Origin of the sequence: Citrobacter portucalensis (assembly GCF_023374935.1) — a bacterium.
GTDB classification, from domain to species: domain Bacteria; phylum Pseudomonadota; class Gammaproteobacteria; order Enterobacterales; family Enterobacteriaceae; genus Citrobacter; species Citrobacter portucalensis.
Genome location: NZ_CP092466.1, coordinates 1,128,521 through 1,145,300 on the forward strand (window position 1 = coordinate 1,128,521; position 16,780 = coordinate 1,145,300).

The window sequence follows — 16,780 nt, forward strand, 5'->3', positions numbered from 1 at the left end:
GTGAGGAGATCTCACCGCTTATTTTCAGCAAACGCCGAAATCACCCTCTTCGGTATATCGCGTGACATCAGCTGCTTTCAGCGTGAATTTATCACCGCTTTCATTACTGGCTTGTACCGCCACAATTTGATCGTCATTGACTTCAACAACCTTCAGTTTTGGACCGCCCATACGCGGTTGAACCAGATCGCCAGGTTTAAACATATTGTTGTGCTCCTTTATTTATCATTTATCGCAGAACTCACCATAGATCACGTCAACCGGCGGGTACAGTGCTGTTTCAATGATTACCGCTTAATGAGTACGTCGGTTCCAGGGCATGATGTCCAGTAATCGCGCCATACCGCAAAAGCCAGTTACACCAGCGAGTATCAGCCCGGCGCCCACAAAACCGCTCAGCAGGAAGAAGGCGCTGCTAACGCTATAGCCCAGAATAACGCCGAGTAGGGCAAGGCTGCCTGCGGCTATCTGCACCTGACGCATCAGCGGTAACGGTTGTGAACTGTCTTTCGCCACCGGCAACCCTGCGGCTTTCCAGCCGTCAATTCCACCTTCCAGCAACCAGACCTGCGCGGGTGCGGCGATAGCGCTTAGTTTTGTTGCCGCATTTTGTGTACGTTTGCCTGACTGGCAGTGAAAAATCACCTGCTCGGCGCGTAAATTCGCAGGCAGCGATCCCTGCTCAAGCGCGGGTAATGGCGCCAGATGTGCCTCAGGAATATGCTCGTGCAGATACTCGTCAGCATCGCGGATATCAATCAGTTTTGCACCCTGCGCGACCAGTGTCTGCGCCTCGTGTGGGGAAATCGTCCCAATAGTCATGATGGCTCCTTATGGGCAATACAGTGTTTTTAATGTGGCGATCAGCGAATTCACGGCCGCATTTTTAATGGAGTAGAGGATGCGCTGGGCATCGCGCTGGCTTTCTATCAGACCTTCTTCACGCATACGCGCCAGATGCTGGGAAGTGGCGGAAGGACTAAGGCCGGTAACACGGGCTAACTCACCCGCGCTGGTACCGGGTGAACCACAGAGCATGCACAAAATCAGCAACCGTTTCGGGTTACTCATCGCTTTTAGCAGGGCGGCAGCCTGTTCAGCGCTGGCCTGGAGTTGTTCAAGTTCAGTCATATGTATTTAAGTATTGTCTAAATTAAGTATATTCTAAAATAAACGGCCAACGTACGCCAGCGTAAAGAGCGTAAAGGAGGGTAAAACAGCAGGGCGAGACGGGAGGAGTTAGCTACACTGATTAATCTTAGAGATAAAATCTCTTTTTAAACAATGATTAATTTTTGCTTGTAGGGAGTGTGTATGGGTTTCTGGAGAATCGTTTTTACTATTATTCTGCCCCCGCTTGGCGTGCTGCTGGGGAAGGGATTCGGCTGGGCATTTATCCTCAATATCGTTCTGACGCTGCTGGGCTACATTCCTGGTTTGATCCATGCCTTCTGGATACAGACGCGTAATTAATTCCTTTCTACTACGGCGCTTCGGCGCCGTTTTCTTTGTGTCCCTTTCTCCTCTGCTACACTTTTGGGTGTTGATTGTTAATTACCGAGGTGGATATGGGACTCTTCAATTTCGTAAAAGATGCAGGTGAAAAACTGTGGGATGCGGTCACTGGAAACCATGACACAGCCGATCTGGCAAAAAGAGTGCAGGAACACCTGAACAAAACCGGCATCCCTGATGCGGATAAAGTGGACGTGCAAATTAATGAAGGCAAAGCCACTGTTTCTGGTGATGGATTAAGTCAGGAAGCGAAAGAAAAAATTCTGATCGCGATTGGTAATATCTCTGGTATCGCCAGCGTAGATGATCAGGTTAAAACTTCTGCACCCGCGAGCGAAAGCCAGTTTTATACCGTGAAATCAGGGGATACCCTGAGCGCTATTGCCAAACAGGTTTACGGTAATGCCAACCTGTATAACCAGATATTTGAAGCGAATAAACCAATGCTGAAAAGCCCGGATAAAATCTATCCTGGACAGGTTTTACGTATTCCGGAACAGTAATATTATTCAGGCTTATTGCGTCAGCAATTTACCGCTCATAGCCTGTTGAATAATCGGAATCGGCGTCAGCAAGTGCTGGCGCATTAATTCGCTGGCGCGCGCGGCATCACGTGCCAGAATCACTTCGGTCAGCGTCTTGTGCTGATCGTGTTTGTCTTCCAGCATTTCAACCGACAGTACCGTTTTACGCAGCCAGATAAACCGGTAGCGCGCCGCCAGAGAAAACAGCCGTTCACGCATTTGCAGCAGATATTGTGAACCACAGCCGGCGACAATCGCCGAGTGAAACGCCTGATGGCGCTGATCCCACTCGTCGAGCATCTGTTCGCTGGCATCAATGGCTTCAAGCTTACTGAGCATATGCGCGCGCGCCAGAATTTCAGCTTCCCAGGCGTCGTCGCCGCGTTCAATGGCCAGCGCGACCAGCATGGCTTCCATATTGGCGCGGGCATCGAAAATATCGAGCAACTCCTGCTCTGACATCGGGGCGACACGATACCCTTTCTGATTAACCACCGTCACTAACCGCTCGGCAACTAACTGCGAAAGCGCTTCGCGCAGCGGTCCCACGCCTAGCTCATAGCGTGAGGTTAGCAGACTCATACGCAGTTTTTCATCAGGCTGATACACACCGCGGATGATGTCGTTCTTCAGCCAGCGGTATCCATCAATGGCCGTCGGTTGGGGAATGGCGGTCATGGTCATACTCCTGAAAGGATTTCCCGGCCTGCGCCGGGAACAGGTTTAATGCGTATTTTGCAATGGTGCTTTTTGCCACGATAGCAGTTTTTTCCAGCGTGACATAATGGGCACGGTGCAAATAATTCCTATGGCTAACAACCCGGTAGAGATAACTTCCAGCTGTTGGGCCGGGCGAAACAGCATGACCACCAACACAAAGATAATAAACGCGATGACCAGCCAGGTAAGCCACGGATAGAGCCACATTTTCAGTTTAATTTCACCGCCTCGCGCCAGCAGGATTTTGCGCATCCGCAGTTGAGAAACGGCAATGACCAGATACACCAGCAGCGCGATGGCACCGGAGCTGTCGATTAGGAATTTAAATACCTTGGCCGGGGCGTAATAGTTGACGATGACGGTGAGGAACGCAGCACCTGTCGACAGTAACACCGCCACATAAGGCGTTTTGCTGCGGTTCGTTTTACCCATAAAGGCGGGGGCATCGCCACGGCGGCTAAGGGAGTAGAGCATACGCGATGACGTATACAGTGCGGAGTTAAGACAGCTGGTCACTGACAGTAAAATGACGCAGTCCATGATCAATTTCGCGTGCGGGATATGCAGTAGCTCCAGCACCGAGCGATAAGAACCGACTTCTTTCAGGCCCGGCATATTCCACGGGATCAGCGCCACCACCACAAAAATAGAGCACAGATAGAAGATAGAGATACGCCAGATAACCGAGTTGGTGGCGCGAACGATATGTTTATCCGGGGTATCGGATTCGGCGGCGGCGATGGTAACTATCTCTGCGCCCATAAAGGAGAACATGGTGATTAACATCGCGCTGATCACGGCGCCAAAACCGTTGGGCATAAAGCCGCCCTGATCCCACAGGCGTGAAACTCCGCTAACCTCGGCATAAGGGTAGAAACCGCTAATCGCCGCTGCACCGAGGGTAATAAACGCCAGAATGGCAATCACTTTGCACAGCGCCAGCCAGAACTCGAACTCACCGTAATTTTTGACGCTCAGCAAATTACTGCCGGTTAACGCCAGCGTGATAACCAGAGAAAACAGCCAGATAGGAATACCCGGTACCCAGGAGTGCAGAATGATGGCGGCGATATTCGCTTCCAGAGGGATAACTAATACCCAGAACCACCAGTACAACCAGCCGATGGTATAACCTGCCCACGGGCCAATGGCCTTATCGGCGTAAGTGGAAAAAGAACCGGTATCCGGGGTGGCAACGGCCATTTCGGCCAGCATGCGCATAATCATCACCACCAGCAATCCGGCGAACAGATAGGCTAATAATACTGCGGGACCGGCTTCTGCAATCGCCACACTTGAACCGACGAACAGACTTGCGCCGATTACCCCGGCAATAGACAGCATGGTGACGTGGCGTGATTTCAGCCCGCCCCCTAAATCATGTGATTGTGACACTTGCCCCATCTTTAAACCTCGTTATTGTTATTGACGTCGCTTCCTGCACCTTACCCGTAGGCCCGGTAAGCGTAGCGCCACCGGGCATCACAACATTGCCGGATGGCAGCGCTTGCGCTTTATCCGGCCTACAATTTCCCGTTTTTATTCGGGGGTTTAACCCTGCTTTGCCTCGGCAAAACACTGGGCGATAATGTCCAGCCCCTGGCGGATTTGCGCATCTTCAATAGTCAGCGGGACAAGAATGCGCAGCACGTTGTAGTAAGGTCCGCAGGAGAGCAGGATCAGTCCTTTCTCGCGTGCACGCGCCACCACTTCCGCAGTCAGTTTGGCGTCTGGTTTCGTGTGGTCGCCGTTTTCGAACAGTTCGATAGCAATCATCGCGCCCAGCCCGCGTACGTCGCCAATCTCGCGATGGGTTTCCGCGATAGCCAGCAGGCCTTCGCGCAGGGTTTGTCCCAGCTCGTTGGCTTTTTGCAGCAGATTTTCCTGTTCAAAAATGTTCAGTACCGCCAGCGCGGCGGCGCAGGCAATTGGGTTACCGGCATAGGTACCGCCCAGACCGCCCGGTGGGATTGCGTCCATGACTTCGGCGCGTCCGGTCACGCCCGCCAGCGGGAAGCCTCCGGCGATGGATTTGGCGAAGGTGGTGAGATCGGGCGCAACGCCCATCTGCTCCATGGCAAACAGCGTACCGGTACGGCCCGCACCGCTCTGTACTTCATCGGCAATCAGCATGATCCCGTGTTCGTCACAAATGGCGCGCAGCCGTTGCATAAAGGAAGGAGAGGCTGCGTAAAAGCCACCTTCGCCCTGAACGGGTTCAATCACGATGGCGGCGACGTCTTCTGGCGCGGCATCGTTTTTGAAAATGCGGTGAATGCTGGCGATAGCATCATCTTCACTGATGCCGTGCAGAGGGCAAGGATAGAGCGCGCGATAGACGTGACCCGGCATCAGCCCCATTCCGGCGGAGTACGGATTGACTTTCCCGGTCAGTGACAGGGTGTAGTGGGTACGACCGTGGTAAGCGCCGCTAAAGGCGATAGTCCCCGTACGCTTGGTGGCGGCGCGGGCGATTTTCACCGCGTTTTCTACCGCTTCAGAACCGGTGGTCACCAGCAGGGTTTTCTTGGCGAAATCACCCGGCACTTTCTTATTCATGATTTCACACAGCTCCAGGTACGGCTCATAGGCCAGCACCTGGAAACAGGTATGGGACAGCTTTTTCAACTGCGCTTCTACCGCAGAGACGATCTGCGGATGCAGGTGACCGGTGTTCAGCACCGCAATACCGCCAGCAAAGTCGAGGAATTCCCGGCCTTCAACGTCCCAGACCCGACAGTTTTCTGCCCGCTCGGCAAAAATAGGGTGGATCTGTCCTACGCCACGGGGAACGGCGTTGCTGCGACGTTGCATAAGTTCTTTGTTGGTGCTCATCAGGTGTTCTCCAGTATTTGTTTTATTAAAGGCCGATGCACATATATTTGATTTCTAAGTAGTCTTCGATGCCGTATTTCGATCCTTCACGGCCAAGACCGGAGGCTTTTATCCCCCCAAACGGGGCGACTTCGTTGGAGATAATGCCGGTGTTAATCCCGACGATGCCGTACTCCAGCGCTTCGCCAACGCGGAAGACGCGGCTTAAATCACGGGCGTAGAAATAGGCGGCCAGACCAAACTCGGTGTCGTTGGCCTGAGCGATGACGTCAGCTTCGTCTTTAAAACGAAACAGCGGAGCCAGCGGGCCGAAGGTTTCCTCTTTGGCGACCTTCGCGTTATCAGGCACATCTACCAGAATGGTGGGCTGGAAGAAGTTACCGCCGAACGCATGAGGTTTACCGCCCGCGATAATGCGTGCGCCTTTATCCAGAGCATCGGCGATGTGTTCCTGCACTTTGGCAACCGCTTTCTCGTCGATCAGCGGTCCGGTGGTGACGTCAGGTTGCAGACCATCGCCGAGATGCAGCTTGCTCACCGCCTGCTGGAGTTTTTCAGCAAAGCGCTCATACACGCCGTCCTGCACGTACAGGCGGTTGGCGCAGACGCAGGTTTGACCAGCGTTACGGAACTTCGATGCCAGCGCGCCTTCCACGGCTTTATCAAGATCGGCATCGTCAAAGACGATAAACGGCGCATTGCCGCCCAGCTCCAGCGATACTTTTTTGATGTCTTTGGCGCACTGCTGCATTAACTGACGGCCGATTTCGGTCGAGCCGGTAAATGACAGCTTGCGTACCAGCGGGTTGCCTGTTAGCTCGTTGCCGACCGCGCTCGCAGAACCAGTCACCACACTGAAAACGCCAGCCGGGATCCCGGCGCGATTAGCCAGTTCTGCCAGCGCCAGTGCGGAGTAGGGGGTTTGACTGGCGGGTTTAAGCACCATCGTACAGCCTGCTGCCAACGCCGGACCGGCTTTACGGGTGATCATCGCTGAGGGGAAGTTCCACGGCGTAATCGCGGCGGTAACGCCGATCGGCTGCTTAATGACGATCAGGCGTTTATCAGCCTGATGGCCAGGGATCGTATCGCCATAGATGCGTTTGCCCTCTTCGGCAAACCACTCAATAAATGAGGCTGCATAGGTGATTTCGCCTTTGGCCTCCGCCAGCGGTTTACCCTGTTCCAGGGTCATCAAGCGGGCGAGATCGTCCTGATGCTCAATCATCAGGTTGAACCAGCGGCGCAGGATATTGGCTCGCTCTTTGGCGGTCAGCGCACGCCAGGCCGGCAGGGCGCGGTTAGCGGCGTTAATCGCTTCGCGGGTTTCATCTGCCCCCATTTTAGGTACGCTACCCAATTGCTGACCGTTGGCGGGATTGGTCACCGCGATGGTCTCGCCGCTGTTGGCGTCACGCCAGTTGCCGTCGATCAGTGCCTGCTGGCGAAATAAGGTTGGATCGTTAAGTTGCATGATTGCTTCCTGTCTTAATCGGTTTAACGGGTAAATGCGGCGTGTAATGTCTCCACGCTACGTGCCGCACGCAGCGTGCGTCCGGGGTTACTCTGGTTCTCCAGCAGCGCATGAACTTTGCTGACAATATGTGCGCCGATAGGGATTGCCGACGTTGCTGCCGGAGAAGGGGCGTTACAGGTGTGAATTGAGCGTGGCGTGGTGACAAACAGAAAATCGTCGATAAGCTTGCCATCAGGTGACACCGCCTGTGCCCGTACGCCCGCAGGCCACGGTTGCAGATCCTTAAGCGTCAGGCTCGGGCAGTACTTTTGTACCAGCCGCAGATAACCGCTTTTGCACAGCGAATTCTTCATTTCGCCAAGCCCTGAGCGCAGGTTGTTTTGCAGCACGCGGCGAATACCAGAAGAGCCGAGGATCTCCAGCGTATCGCTGAGCGAGAAGTCACGTTTACGATAGCCTTCACGTTTAAATGCCAGTACCGCGTTGGGGCCGACGGTGACGCTGCCGTCAATCATCCGGGTCAGATGAACGCCGAGAAACGGCATCGCCGGGTCGGGGATGGGGTAGATCAAATGGTTAACTATCTGATTATGTTCTGGCGCCAGGCGGAAATATTCGCCCCGGAACGGACAGATGATAAAGCCAGGTTCAACGCCGAGCATTTTTACCAGTCGGTCCGCCATCAGGCCAGAACAGCTAATCAGCGTCGCGCCTTCATATTCCTGGCCCTGACGGGTACGGACAATTACGCCCGCAGCATGCTCTTTCAGCGCGCTGACCTCGGCGTTGTAAATAATCTCACCGCCTTTAGCCTGGAAAATCTTCGCCATCGCGGCGGTGACTTCGCGGTAGCTGACAATCCCGCTCGACGGGACAAAAATGCCGCCCAGTCCGGTGATATTAGGTTCACGCTCGCGAAGTTCCTGCGCATTCAGCCATTCGCGCTCCAGACCGTTAGCGGCGGTGCGATCCCAAAGCGCGCGCATGCGCTCCATTTCCAGAGCGGAGGTGGCAACCAGCATTTTTCCGCAGACGTCGTAGCGGATGCCGTTTTGGTCGCAAAAGGCTTTTGTGGCGCGATTTCCGGCCAGGCAAAATTGTGCCTTCAGGCTGCCGGGGGTGTAATAGACCCCGGCATGAATGACGCCGCTGTTGTGGCCCGTCTGGTGGCAGGCCGGGCCGGACTCTTTTTCCAGTAGCGCGATTTTGGCGTCCGGATAGACATCAATCAGTTGCATGGCGGTCGACATGCCGATAATGCCGCCGCCAATAATCACAAAATCATACATCCGCTTTTCCTTCGCGCTTACTGATGGGTCTGGTAGTGGTTGGTCGCGTACGCAAAATAACCACGCTGGCGCATCAGTTCGCGGCGCAAGTCCGGATGCGAAGTGAAACGATCGCGCCCGTGCAGCCAGAACAGGTTGTTGATCAGCAGGAATTTACCTACTGAAACCGGAACGGAAATAATGTTCTTGCTGGTTTCCAGCGCATCGGACAGTTCGCTCAGCCAGACGCCTTCCTCATAGTCTTTTGGCTGGACGAACTGGTCGATGTAGCGCATTACCGGGCGGCCCTGCTGGTCAACGTCAAATACCGGATGGAACACTTCCTGACTGACGTTTTTGCTTGGCGGTGCGGCAAAGCGCATGGCGCGACGTGCCAGAGGATGGGTAAAGTACTGATCCAGATGCTCCCAGTCGTCGAGGTGCAGCAGCAGCGAGTTACCGCCGGTCATGTTCTGCTCGTCGATCTTCATCATCAGCACGTAATCGGTGATTTCTTCGAGGTAGGTTCCGTCGTTGTGCAATTCCATTACTCGGTGAGGCTGGCGCAGATAGCTGTCTGAGTTATCGACGTTTTTCACCACAAAACGTGCGTAATATTGACCGCTCATCGCATCAAAATTAGAGCGTCCGATGAGGTGCGCTACCGCCGTTGCCAGCTTGACCATCTCTTCCGCCTGCGCCACGTCGTCTACGCCAACGGCATTGATCAGCAGTGCGCCTTCGGCACGATCGAGCAGGGTTTTCAGCAGCAGGGGCTGTAACTGATTGCCGCACAGGTCGTCGAGGATCTTGCCCACTTTGAAGCGCAAGAAGGATTTGTATTCCAGCGCCTGAACCGGCCACTGCGCGACGGCCTGCAGAAATTGCTCAGTGGTCTCAGCAGAAAAAGTCAGCTCCAGCAGGCGTGGGGATTGGGCTGACGGTTTCAGCGTGAAACCGCTGTAGTGCTGGGCTGGATCTTCAGCGTTCGGTTTTACGGCAGTCAGTGCGTTCATCAAATCGTTCCTCTCAGTAGATTGTCAGGGAGATATGGCGCAGCTCGTTTCGTAGCCATAAATTAAAAATATCTACATTTTTGAAAAACGCGCACAGAATGAGCTTGTTTGTTTATTATTTGTGATCAAAAACAACAAATATTTAACATTATGAAGGGTGTGGGTTAATGCGAGGGAAAAAATAAAGTATTTTAAAACAGTGGGTTAATCACGCTGCCGTTGGTGATGTGTCAGCGGCAGCGGCAAAGTCAGTAACCAACTTTATAAATACGCCCGGTTTGGATGCCTTCCACACTGCGGCGGTAGGCGTTGGCGACGGTGGTGGCGGGCACGCTTTCAAAGCCCGGGAAGAAACTGTCGTAAGCTTCGGCGGACTCACTCAGCACGGTCGGACTTATCAGGTTAATGCGTTGACCATGGCCTAGTTCACAGGCCGCGGCGCGAACAAACCCTTCCAGCCCGGCATTGATCGTTGCGGCGTTTGTCCCCTGGGCGATGGGCTCGTGGGCGATAATGCCGCTAATTAACGTTATCGATCCGCCATCATTCAGGAAATGCTGCCCGGTTAATGCCAGGCGTATCTGGCCTAATAGTTTATCCTGAAGCCCCTGATTAAAGTCCTGGTCGGTCATTGTCGACAGCGGCCCAAAGAACAGATTACCGGTGGCGGAAACGATCGCATCTACCCGACCGACTTTTTCAAACAAGGCCTTGACACTCTCCTGCGAGGTGATATCGACCTGGTAATCACCCTGAGTGCGACCCACGCGGACCACCTCATGTTTACGGCTCAATGCTTGCGTAACTGCGCGACCCACTGTACCACTGGCACCAATAATGACGATTTTCATAACCACCTCCGCAATAGTGTGAGCCGTTATTCTTTAATGAAAATTAAATCAGATAAACTGGCTAAAAGTTAGATGATTACTAACCAGGGGTTTGTAATATGGATAAACTGCGCGGCATGGAAACGTTTGTCGCCGTGGTGGAGAGTGGGAGCTTTACTTCTGCGGCGACGAGGCTCGAAATGTCTGCGGTGATGGTGGGAAAATATATCACCCAACTGGAAGCGCAGCTCGGCACGCGTTTGCTGGAGCGCAATACGCGCCGCCAGAGTCTGACCGATGCCGGACGCGTCTATTTTGAAGAAGCCCGTCGCGTGCTGGAGCAGGTATCGATAGCCGAACGTTCGGTAGAGCGTCTGCGGCTGGCACCTGCGGGGACGCTGCGCATTAGCGCGCCTACTTCTTTTGGCGCTTGCGTGATCTCGCCGCTGGCCGCTGCGTTTTTACAGACCTGGCCAGAGGTGCGCATTGAACTGGATCTCACCAACCGGATGGTTGATCTGGTGAATGAAGGTGTCGATCTGGCGATCCGCATTGGCGATATCCATCAGACTGACGTGGTGGCGAAATACCTGTGTCCCTACCGTATGGCAATTTGTGCTTCTCCAGATTATCTTGCTCGTCATGGCACCCCCCGGACGCCCGCGGATCTGGTGGATCATCTGTGCCTGTCCCATACCGTGTGGACGGCTCGCAACGAGTGGATACTGCCTGGCGTGACGGGGGAGGTCAGATGGAAGCGCGATGCGATCCTGCGCTGTAACGATGGTCATGGCCTGCGTATGGCAGCGGTAGCGGGGGCTGGGCTGTTATTGCAACCTGAGGTGCTGCTGGCGCAAGAACTGGCTACGGGGAAATTGATTCGGATCCTGGAAGGGTTTACGCCGCAGCCGCGGCCAATTCATTTGCTGTGGCGACAGGATTTGCGTCCTTTGCCTAAGCTGACACGGTTTGTTGAACATGTGCTGGAAGGAACGCAGGGGCTGCGCGGAAAATAAAAATGCCGGATGGCGTTGCACTTATCCGGCCTACAACCGAGCCAAATTGTAGGCCGGATAGGGCGCAATAGCGCCGCCATCCGGCATATTATTAACTGATATCCACCTGCGGTTTGCTGTTGCGTTTACGGATCATGCGCAGCACCGGCGGGACCACGATAACCAGTACCGCCATCACCAGCAGCACTTTCGCCACGCCGCTGGCCCACAGAATATCCATACTGCCGTTACTGATAGACAACGCCCGGCGCAGGTTCTGCTCCAGCATTTCCCCGAGAACGAAGCCCAGAATCAATGGCGACATTGGGAAGTGCATTTTACGCAGGATGTAGCCCAGCACGCCGAGGGCGACCATCAATACCAAATCGAAGGTGGTGCTGTGAACGGCGTACACGCCAACCGCGGAAACCGCCGCGATAGCCGGTACCAAAAACCACAGCGGGATGGTCAGCATGCGGGTAAACAGACCGATCAGCGGAATGTTCATCACCAGCAGCATTACGTTAGCAATCAGCAGCGCCGCAATCAGCCCCCAAACGATATCCGGCTGCTCGGTAAACATGGCTGGACCCGGGGTGATGTTGTACAGCGTCAGTGCGCCCATCATTACCGCCGTGGTACCGGAGCCCGGCACGCCGAGCGTCAGCATCGGAATGAAAGAGCCACAAGCCGAGGCGTTATTGGCGGCTTCTGGTGCCGCTACGCCACGAATATCGCCTTTGCCAAAGCTGTCGCTGTTGCCGCTGAGCTTTTTCTCGGTCATGTAGGTGATGGCACTGGCAATGGTGGCGCCAGCGCCAGGCAGAACGCCGACGAAAAAGCCAATCACTGATGAACGCAGGGTGGCCCCTACGCACTGTGCGCCTTCTTTGGCGTTGAACAACATGCGGCCCGTTTTACGCACCAGCGTCTGGCCACTGCTGGTATGTTCCAGCATTAACAATATTTCAGAGACAGAGAACAGCCCAATTACCACCACGATAAACTGCACACCGTCGGAGAGATGGACACTGTCAAAAGTAAAGCGATAAACCCCGGTGTTGGCGTCTACGCCGACGGTCGCAAGTCCGAGACCGATAAGCGCTGCCAGAAATGATTTCAGCGGATTTTGCGCCATCATGCTGCCGAGACAGGCAATGGCGAAAACCATTAAGGCAAAGTATTCCGCCGGACCGAAGGCCAGCGACCATTGGGCTAGCGCTGGGGCAAACAGAATGATGCCGCCGATGGCGATAAGCGAACCAAAGAAAGAGCTGACCGCCGAGATTGAGAGCGCGACGCCGCCGCGCCCTTGCTGCGCCATCGGGTAGCCATCCAGCGCGGTCATAATTGCTGCCGCATCGCCGGGCACGTTCAGCAGGATGGAGGAGATGCGCCCGCCATATTCACAGCCAATGTAGACCGTAGCCAGCAGGATCAGCGCGGATTCTGCGGGCAGATGCAGCGCAAAGGCCAACGGCAGCAGAATCGCCACGCCGTTGATCGGCCCAAGGCCAGGCAACAAACCCACAATGGTGCCGACAAAACAGCCTATCAAGGCGATGACCAGGTTTTCCGGCGTCATTGCCACCGCGAAACCCTGAGAAAGATAAATCCAGGTATCCATCGTTTCTCCGTTAACCCAGCCAGGCGCCGAGTGGTAAGGTGACGTCAAGCAGTCTGTCAAAGGCATACCACAGCAGAATGCCTAGCACCGCGCCGGAAATTCCTGCAGCCGGGATGGTTGCGCCGAACAGCATGCCAATCACCACGGTGAGAATGGCGGTGGCGATGGGAAAACCGAGCCACTCAAAACCCCAGGCGTACATCAACAGAACAATCACCATCGTCAGCAGCTTTTGCAGCACGTGGCGACGGGGCCAACTGATGGTGTCCGGATGGCGCAACAGCAGCGCCACGGCGCAGACCAGCATCAGACTGATAATGCCAAGCGGGAAGGGACGCGGGCCAACCGGCTCATAGCTGTATTCGCTGCTGATTTGCCAGGCTACGAACAGCCCGGCTATGCAGAGCAACAGCCAGATACCTGCGAAAATACGATCGCTCATCATCTTTGCCTCTGCGTTTACTTCGCCAGACCGAAGGCTTTAGCCTGCTCACGATAATCCGTGACCTGCTTTTTCACGTAGTCGTCGAGCTGTTTGCCGCTCATGTTGAACTCAAACAGACCGCGTAGATCGCGCTGCTTTTTAAACTCATCGGTCTGCTGGAGTTTGTTAAAGGCATCAACCCACCACTGGTATTCGGCATCGCTGACTTTTGGTCCAACGTAGAAGCCACGAATGATCGGCCACACCAGGTCGTAACCCTGCTCTTTGGCGGTTGGCACATTGGCTAACTGACCCGGCAGGCGTTCTTCAGAGAACACCGCGAGCACGCGTATTTTGTCGCCGCTGAGGTAAGGCACCATCTCACTGAGATCGCCGGAAACCACCTGTACGTGATTTCCCATCAATGCGGTAACCGGTTCGCCACCGCCTTCAAAGGCCACGTAGCGCATCTTGTGCGGATCGACATTGGCTTTTTGCGCCAGCAGCGCCGACTTCATCCAGTCCTGGCTACCGATAGAGGCACCTGCGCCAATGACCACGCTGTTGGGATCTTTTTCCATGGCTGTCAGCAGATCTTTCAGCGTCTTCCATGGCGCGTCCTGACGTACGGCAATCATGCCGTAGTCGGTGCCGACACTTGCCAGCCAGCGGACATCATCCACACCGTAGCGGCCAAATTTACCTTGTGACAGATTAAGCAAGGAGCCGCCGGAGAAGGCCACCACGGTGCCCGCTTCTGCCGGGCGTTGGGCAACAATCGCGTTATAGGCCACAGCGCCAACGCCGCCGGGCATGTAGGTTACGCGCATCGGTTTTTCGATAGCGCCGGTTTCCATCAAACTCACCTGAATCAGCTTACAGGTGAGATCGAAACCGCCGCCGGGTTTAGCAGGAGCGATACATTCAGTGCGCGACGGCGCTTGTTCCGCCAGTACAGAGGTACTCATCAATAAAATGCTTGCAGTAAGGGTACGAAATAACTGTTTTTTCATTGTTTATCCTCACACCGGAAAACCGGATTTTCAGGTACGGAAGAAGATTTTTGTGATTATGTGAGCCGATGTGTAGCAGTTCGGTTGCGTGATTGTTAAAACATTAACCTTTCAATTCCCTTTCAATGCGGCAGAAACTTTACAGGATGTGATATGCGTCTCTTATTAGCGGAAGATAACCGTGAGTTAGCTCACTGGCTGGAGAAAGCGCTAGTGCAAAACGGTTTTGCCGTTGACTGCGTGTTTGATGGCCTGGCAGCCGACCATCTTTTACATAGCGAAACGTATGCGCTGGCGGTGCTGGACATCAATATGCCGGGGCTGGATGGCCTGGAAGTCGTTCAGCGGCTGCGCAAGCGCGGGCAGACGCTTCCTGTCCTGCTGCTGACGGCGCGTAGCGCGGTGGCCGATAGGGTGAAAGGGTTGAACGTCGGAGCCGATGATTATCTGGCAAAGCCGTTTGAAATCGAGGAACTGGATGCCCGACTGCGGGCCTTGCTGCGTCGCAGTGCGGGACAGGTGCAAGGCATACAGCAACTGGGGGAGCTGGCGTTTCACGATGAAGGCTATTTTCTGTTGCAGGGGCAGCCGTTGGCGCTCACGCCACGTGAACAGGCGCTGTTGACGGTGCTGATGTACCGTCGGTTGCGGCCGGTTTCACGTCAGCAGTTGTTTGAGCAGGTCTTCAGCCTGAGTGATGAGGTTAGTCCCGAAAGCATTGAGCTGTATATCCATCGCTTACGTAAAAAGCTACAGGGAAGCGATGTGCGTATTGCTACGCTGCGTGGTCTGGGCTATGTGCTGGAGCGTAGCGATGAAGTGGGTTAAACCCCAATCGTTGTACCTGCAACTGCTGATGTTTCTGGGCCTGCCGCTAATGTTGCTGTGGGGCCTGTCGGCATTTAACAGCTATGTCAGTGCGCTACAGGCGGCGACCCAGGCGTATGACCGGACACTACTCTCATCCGCCAGGACCGTCTCCGAGCGGCTGGTGGTGCGCAATAAACAGCTGGAAGTGAACGTGCCATGGGTGGTGCTGGACAGCTTTGAACTGAATATGAACGACCGACTGTATTACAAAGTGGTTGATCCGGCGGGGAAGGTTATCTCTGGTTATGACGATTTACCGGCGATGCCGCCTGCCACCTCGCGCACGCGTCTTTACCCGGCGCTGGCATGGTTTTATCACACCGAATATCGCGGTGAGGCAATCCGCGTGGCACGTCTTCTGCAGCCCGTCAATGAAGGCGGTATTGTCGGAATGGCGGAGATTTATGTTGCCGAAACGCTGCAATCGCGGCGTTATCTGGCGCGACAGCTGCTGTTTTCCTCGTGGGTTTCGCAAGGGTTGCTGGTGCTACTGACTCTGGTGCTGGTTGGCTGGCTGCTGCGCCGGGTGCTACGCCCGATGCGCCAGCTGTCATCGCTGATGGTGCGTCGTGAGCCAGGCCTACTGACGCCGCTGCCGGAGCTGCTGCCATGGTCGGAAACCCGCCTGCTGATTGTGGCTTTCAACCGTTATCTGGACCGACTTCGCGGTCTGATCTCTCGTCAGGAGCGCTTCAGCGCGGATGCTTCCCATCAGCTCAAAACGCCGTTGGCGGTACTGAAAACTCAGGCATCGGTGGCTCTCGCCAGCGTCGAACCGCGGCAATGGTATGAGAGTTTACAAGCCATGAGTAGCACGCTCGATAATACCATTCAACTGACGGAGAGGCTGTTGCAGCTGTCTGCGGTGAAGCGTAAGGAGCAGGGGGAAAGGCATTTCTCGCCGGTTAATCTGTATGAGGTGGTGCAAACCAGCTGTTTTACCCGACTGGCGCAGTCGCGTAGTAAAGGGATCGATCTGGGCTATGAGGGGGAACAGGACGCGGTGTGGGTCGAGGGAGATGAAGTGCTGCTCGGTGAACTGTGTGGGAATCTGCTGGATAACGCACTGAAATACACGCCGTCGCAGGGGATGGTGACTGCCCGGCTGCAACGAGAAGGAGAGGCCGTGGTGCTGGTGGTCGAAGATAGCGGGCCGGGCATAGATGAGCAGATGGTTCATCAGGCCCTGCTACCGTTTCATCGTCTTGATAACGTAGGCAATGTCCCAGGCGCCGGGATCGGCCTGGCGCTGGTCAATGATATTGCTCGTCTGCATCGCACGCATCCTCAGCTAACGCGTAGTGAGACATTAGGTGGGCTGAGGGTTCGGGTACGCTTTTTAAGCGTTACCGTATGAGGTATTCATGATGATGATATTTGTTGTTTAATTATAATAAAAGGTAATTAATTGTATTATTAATATCATTTGAAATGTTGTCGTAAGGCAGCTGTTTTTATTTTAATTACTGTATTAAACAGCACCTCTAAGGTGATTCAACGTCACTGAAACAATACTTTTGTGCAATTTATCATACATAAAACACTTTTTCATAGACCATGGGATGTTATCTGTCAATAGCGAAAATGTTGTTAAAGGTTATCTTTTTTGCTGAGGTAGATAAAACTTCTATTGATATCATCTGCATTAAAATCATATAGATACGAT

Annotated in this window: 18 protein-coding genes; 5 read left to right on the forward strand and 13 right to left on the reverse strand. The window is 54.3% G+C overall.

The window, feature by feature from the left end; genetic code table 11:
• Window positions 1–24 precede the first annotated feature (24 nt).
• The 3 genes from LY264_RS05365 to LY264_RS05375 form a co-directional block, all read right to left on the reverse strand.
• Window positions 25–204, reverse strand: a complete 180-nt coding sequence (locus LY264_RS05365) for a hypothetical protein (protein ID WP_003825999.1) — start codon at window positions 202–204, stop codon at window positions 25–27.
• 90 nt (window positions 205–294) lie between these two features.
• Window positions 295–822, reverse strand: coding sequence for a rhodanese family protein (locus LY264_RS05370; protein WP_048225225.1), 528 nt, complete (start codon window positions 820–822; stop codon window positions 295–297).
• 9 nt (window positions 823–831) lie between these two features.
• A complete protein-coding gene (locus LY264_RS05375) occupies window positions 832–1,131 on the reverse strand; it encodes an ArsR/SmtB family transcription factor (protein ID WP_003037247.1) in 300 nt (99 codons plus the stop codon).
• Between the two features lie 183 nt (window positions 1,132–1,314).
• On the opposite strand from LY264_RS05375, the gene LY264_RS05380 reads away from it, so the two are divergent.
• Together LY264_RS05380 and lysM are read left to right on the forward strand one after the other, a co-directional pair.
• Window positions 1,315–1,473 carry a YqaE/Pmp3 family membrane protein gene (locus LY264_RS05380; RefSeq protein WP_003037242.1) on the forward strand — a complete coding sequence of 53 codons (159 nt, stop codon included), beginning with the start codon at window positions 1,315–1,317 and terminating at the stop codon, window positions 1,471–1,473.
• A gap of 95 nt (window positions 1,474–1,568) precedes the next feature.
• On the forward strand, window positions 1,569–2,018 hold the full coding sequence (gene lysM, locus LY264_RS05385; RefSeq protein ID WP_048215704.1) for a peptidoglycan-binding protein LysM: 450 nt from the start codon (window positions 1,569–1,571) through the stop codon (window positions 2,016–2,018).
• 12 nt (window positions 2,019–2,030) lie between these two features.
• Here lysM and csiR read toward each other — a convergent pair whose 3' ends face one another.
• The 7 genes from csiR to LY264_RS05420 form a co-directional block, all read right to left on the reverse strand.
• Complete coding sequence (gene csiR / locus LY264_RS05390) at window positions 2,031–2,717, reverse strand: DNA-binding transcriptional regulator CsiR (RefSeq protein ID WP_048225222.1); 687 nt, start codon at window positions 2,715–2,717, stop codon at window positions 2,031–2,033.
• A 45-nt stretch (window positions 2,718–2,762) separates the two neighbouring features.
• Complete coding sequence (gene gabP / locus LY264_RS05395) at window positions 2,763–4,163, reverse strand: GABA permease (protein WP_048225221.1); 1,401 nt, start codon at window positions 4,161–4,163, stop codon at window positions 2,763–2,765.
• Window positions 4,164–4,310: 147 nt separating this feature from the next.
• Window positions 4,311–5,594, reverse strand: coding sequence for a 4-aminobutyrate--2-oxoglutarate transaminase (gabT, locus tag LY264_RS05400; RefSeq protein ID WP_008785600.1), 1,284 nt, complete (start codon window positions 5,592–5,594; stop codon window positions 4,311–4,313).
• 25 nt (window positions 5,595–5,619) lie between these two features.
• A complete protein-coding gene (gene gabD / locus LY264_RS05405; RefSeq protein WP_048225216.1) occupies window positions 5,620–7,068 on the reverse strand; it encodes an NADP-dependent succinate-semialdehyde dehydrogenase in 1,449 nt (482 codons plus the stop codon).
• Window positions 7,069–7,091: 23 nt separating this feature from the next.
• Entirely contained in the window at window positions 7,092–8,360 is a 1,269-nt protein-coding gene (lhgO, locus tag LY264_RS05410) for an L-2-hydroxyglutarate oxidase (RefSeq protein WP_032944687.1), read from the reverse strand.
• Window positions 8,361–8,377: 17 nt separating this feature from the next.
• A complete protein-coding gene (glaH, locus tag LY264_RS05415) occupies window positions 8,378–9,355 on the reverse strand; it encodes a glutarate dioxygenase GlaH (protein ID WP_048225214.1) in 978 nt (325 codons plus the stop codon).
• Window positions 9,356–9,603: 248 nt separating this feature from the next.
• Window positions 9,604–10,206, reverse strand: a complete 603-nt coding sequence (locus tag LY264_RS05420; RefSeq protein WP_048215708.1) for a short chain dehydrogenase — start codon at window positions 10,204–10,206, stop codon at window positions 9,604–9,606.
• A 98-nt stretch (window positions 10,207–10,304) separates the two neighbouring features.
• On the opposite strand from LY264_RS05420, the gene LY264_RS05425 reads away from it, so the two are divergent.
• Window positions 10,305–11,201 (forward strand): LysR family transcriptional regulator, encoded by an 897-nt coding sequence (locus LY264_RS05425; protein ID WP_032944682.1) that lies wholly within the window; start codon window positions 10,305–10,307, stop codon window positions 11,199–11,201.
• 91 nt (window positions 11,202–11,292) lie between these two features.
• Here the strand turns inward: LY264_RS05425 and LY264_RS05430 are convergent, their stop codons facing one another.
• The 3 genes from LY264_RS05430 to LY264_RS05440 are packed head-to-tail and all read right to left on the reverse strand — an operon-like array spanning window position 11,293 to window position 14,244.
• Window positions 11,293–12,807 (reverse strand): tripartite tricarboxylate transporter permease, encoded by a 1,515-nt coding sequence (locus tag LY264_RS05430; RefSeq protein WP_003846009.1) that lies wholly within the window; start codon window positions 12,805–12,807, stop codon window positions 11,293–11,295.
• 10 nt (window positions 12,808–12,817) lie between these two features.
• Window positions 12,818–13,252: a tripartite tricarboxylate transporter TctB family protein gene (locus LY264_RS05435; RefSeq protein ID WP_008321484.1), complete on the reverse strand. Its 435-nt coding sequence runs from the start codon at window positions 13,250–13,252 to the stop codon at window positions 12,818–12,820.
• A 14-nt stretch (window positions 13,253–13,266) separates the two neighbouring features.
• On the reverse strand, window positions 13,267–14,244 hold the full coding sequence (locus tag LY264_RS05440; RefSeq protein ID WP_048225211.1) for a Bug family tripartite tricarboxylate transporter substrate binding protein: 978 nt from the start codon (window positions 14,242–14,244) through the stop codon (window positions 13,267–13,269).
• 153 nt (window positions 14,245–14,397) lie between these two features.
• On the opposite strand from LY264_RS05440, the gene tctD reads away from it, so the two are divergent.
• Both tctD and LY264_RS05450 read left to right on the forward strand, forming a co-directional pair.
• Window positions 14,398–15,072 carry a transcriptional regulator TctD gene (gene tctD / locus LY264_RS05445; RefSeq protein ID WP_003826032.1) on the forward strand — a complete coding sequence of 225 codons (675 nt, stop codon included), beginning with the start codon at window positions 14,398–14,400 and terminating at the stop codon, window positions 15,070–15,072.
• Window positions 15,059–16,471: a sensor histidine kinase gene (locus tag LY264_RS05450; RefSeq protein ID WP_048225208.1), complete on the forward strand. Its 1,413-nt coding sequence runs from the start codon at window positions 15,059–15,061 to the stop codon at window positions 16,469–16,471. The genes tctD and LY264_RS05450 overlap by 14 nt, the downstream gene beginning before the upstream one ends.
• Window positions 16,472–16,780: the final 309 nt, after the last annotated feature.

What these genes read in the sequence shown, in the direction of transcription:
- gabP (WP_048225221.1), bottom strand. Translation starts at nt 4,163, where the DNA reads ATGGGGCAAGTGTCACAATCACATGATTTAGGGGGCGGGCTGAAATCA.
- LY264_RS05375 (WP_003037247.1), bottom strand. Translation starts at nt 1,131, where the DNA reads ATGACTGAACTTGAACAACTCCAGGCCAGCGCTGAACAGGCTGCCGCC.
- lhgO (WP_032944687.1), bottom strand. Translation starts at nt 8,360, where the DNA reads ATGTATGATTTTGTGATTATTGGCGGCGGCATTATCGGCATGTCGACC.
- gabD (WP_048225216.1), bottom strand. Translation starts at nt 7,068, where the DNA reads ATGCAACTTAACGATCCAACCTTATTTCGCCAGCAGGCACTGATCGAC.
- tctD (WP_003826032.1), top strand. Translation starts at nt 14,398, where the DNA reads ATGCGTCTCTTATTAGCGGAAGATAACCGTGAGTTAGCTCACTGGCTG.
- glaH (WP_048225214.1), bottom strand. Translation starts at nt 9,355, where the DNA reads ATGAACGCACTGACTGCCGTAAAACCGAACGCTGAAGATCCAGCCCAG.
- LY264_RS05435 (WP_008321484.1), bottom strand. Translation starts at nt 13,252, where the DNA reads ATGATGAGCGATCGTATTTTCGCAGGTATCTGGCTGTTGCTCTGCATA.
- lysM (WP_048215704.1), top strand. Translation starts at nt 1,569, where the DNA reads ATGGGACTCTTCAATTTCGTAAAAGATGCAGGTGAAAAACTGTGGGAT.
- LY264_RS05370 (WP_048225225.1), bottom strand. Translation starts at nt 822, where the DNA reads ATGACTATTGGGACGATTTCCCCACACGAGGCGCAGACACTGGTCGCG.
- LY264_RS05365 (WP_003825999.1), bottom strand. Translation starts at nt 204, where the DNA reads ATGTTTAAACCTGGCGATCTGGTTCAACCGCGTATGGGCGGTCCAAAA.
- LY264_RS05430 (WP_003846009.1), bottom strand. Translation starts at nt 12,807, where the DNA reads ATGGATACCTGGATTTATCTTTCTCAGGGTTTCGCGGTGGCAATGACG.
- LY264_RS05440 (WP_048225211.1), bottom strand. Translation starts at nt 14,244, where the DNA reads ATGAAAAAACAGTTATTTCGTACCCTTACTGCAAGCATTTTATTGATG.
- LY264_RS05450 (WP_048225208.1), top strand. Translation starts at nt 15,059, where the DNA reads ATGAAGTGGGTTAAACCCCAATCGTTGTACCTGCAACTGCTGATGTTT.
- LY264_RS05380 (WP_003037242.1), top strand. Translation starts at nt 1,315, where the DNA reads ATGGGTTTCTGGAGAATCGTTTTTACTATTATTCTGCCCCCGCTTGGC.
- LY264_RS05425 (WP_032944682.1), top strand. Translation starts at nt 10,305, where the DNA reads ATGGATAAACTGCGCGGCATGGAAACGTTTGTCGCCGTGGTGGAGAGT.
- LY264_RS05420 (WP_048215708.1), bottom strand. Translation starts at nt 10,206, where the DNA reads ATGAAAATCGTCATTATTGGTGCCAGTGGTACAGTGGGTCGCGCAGTT.
- csiR (WP_048225222.1), bottom strand. Translation starts at nt 2,717, where the DNA reads ATGACCGCCATTCCCCAACCGACGGCCATTGATGGATACCGCTGGCTG.
- gabT (WP_008785600.1), bottom strand. Translation starts at nt 5,594, where the DNA reads ATGAGCACCAACAAAGAACTTATGCAACGTCGCAGCAACGCCGTTCCC.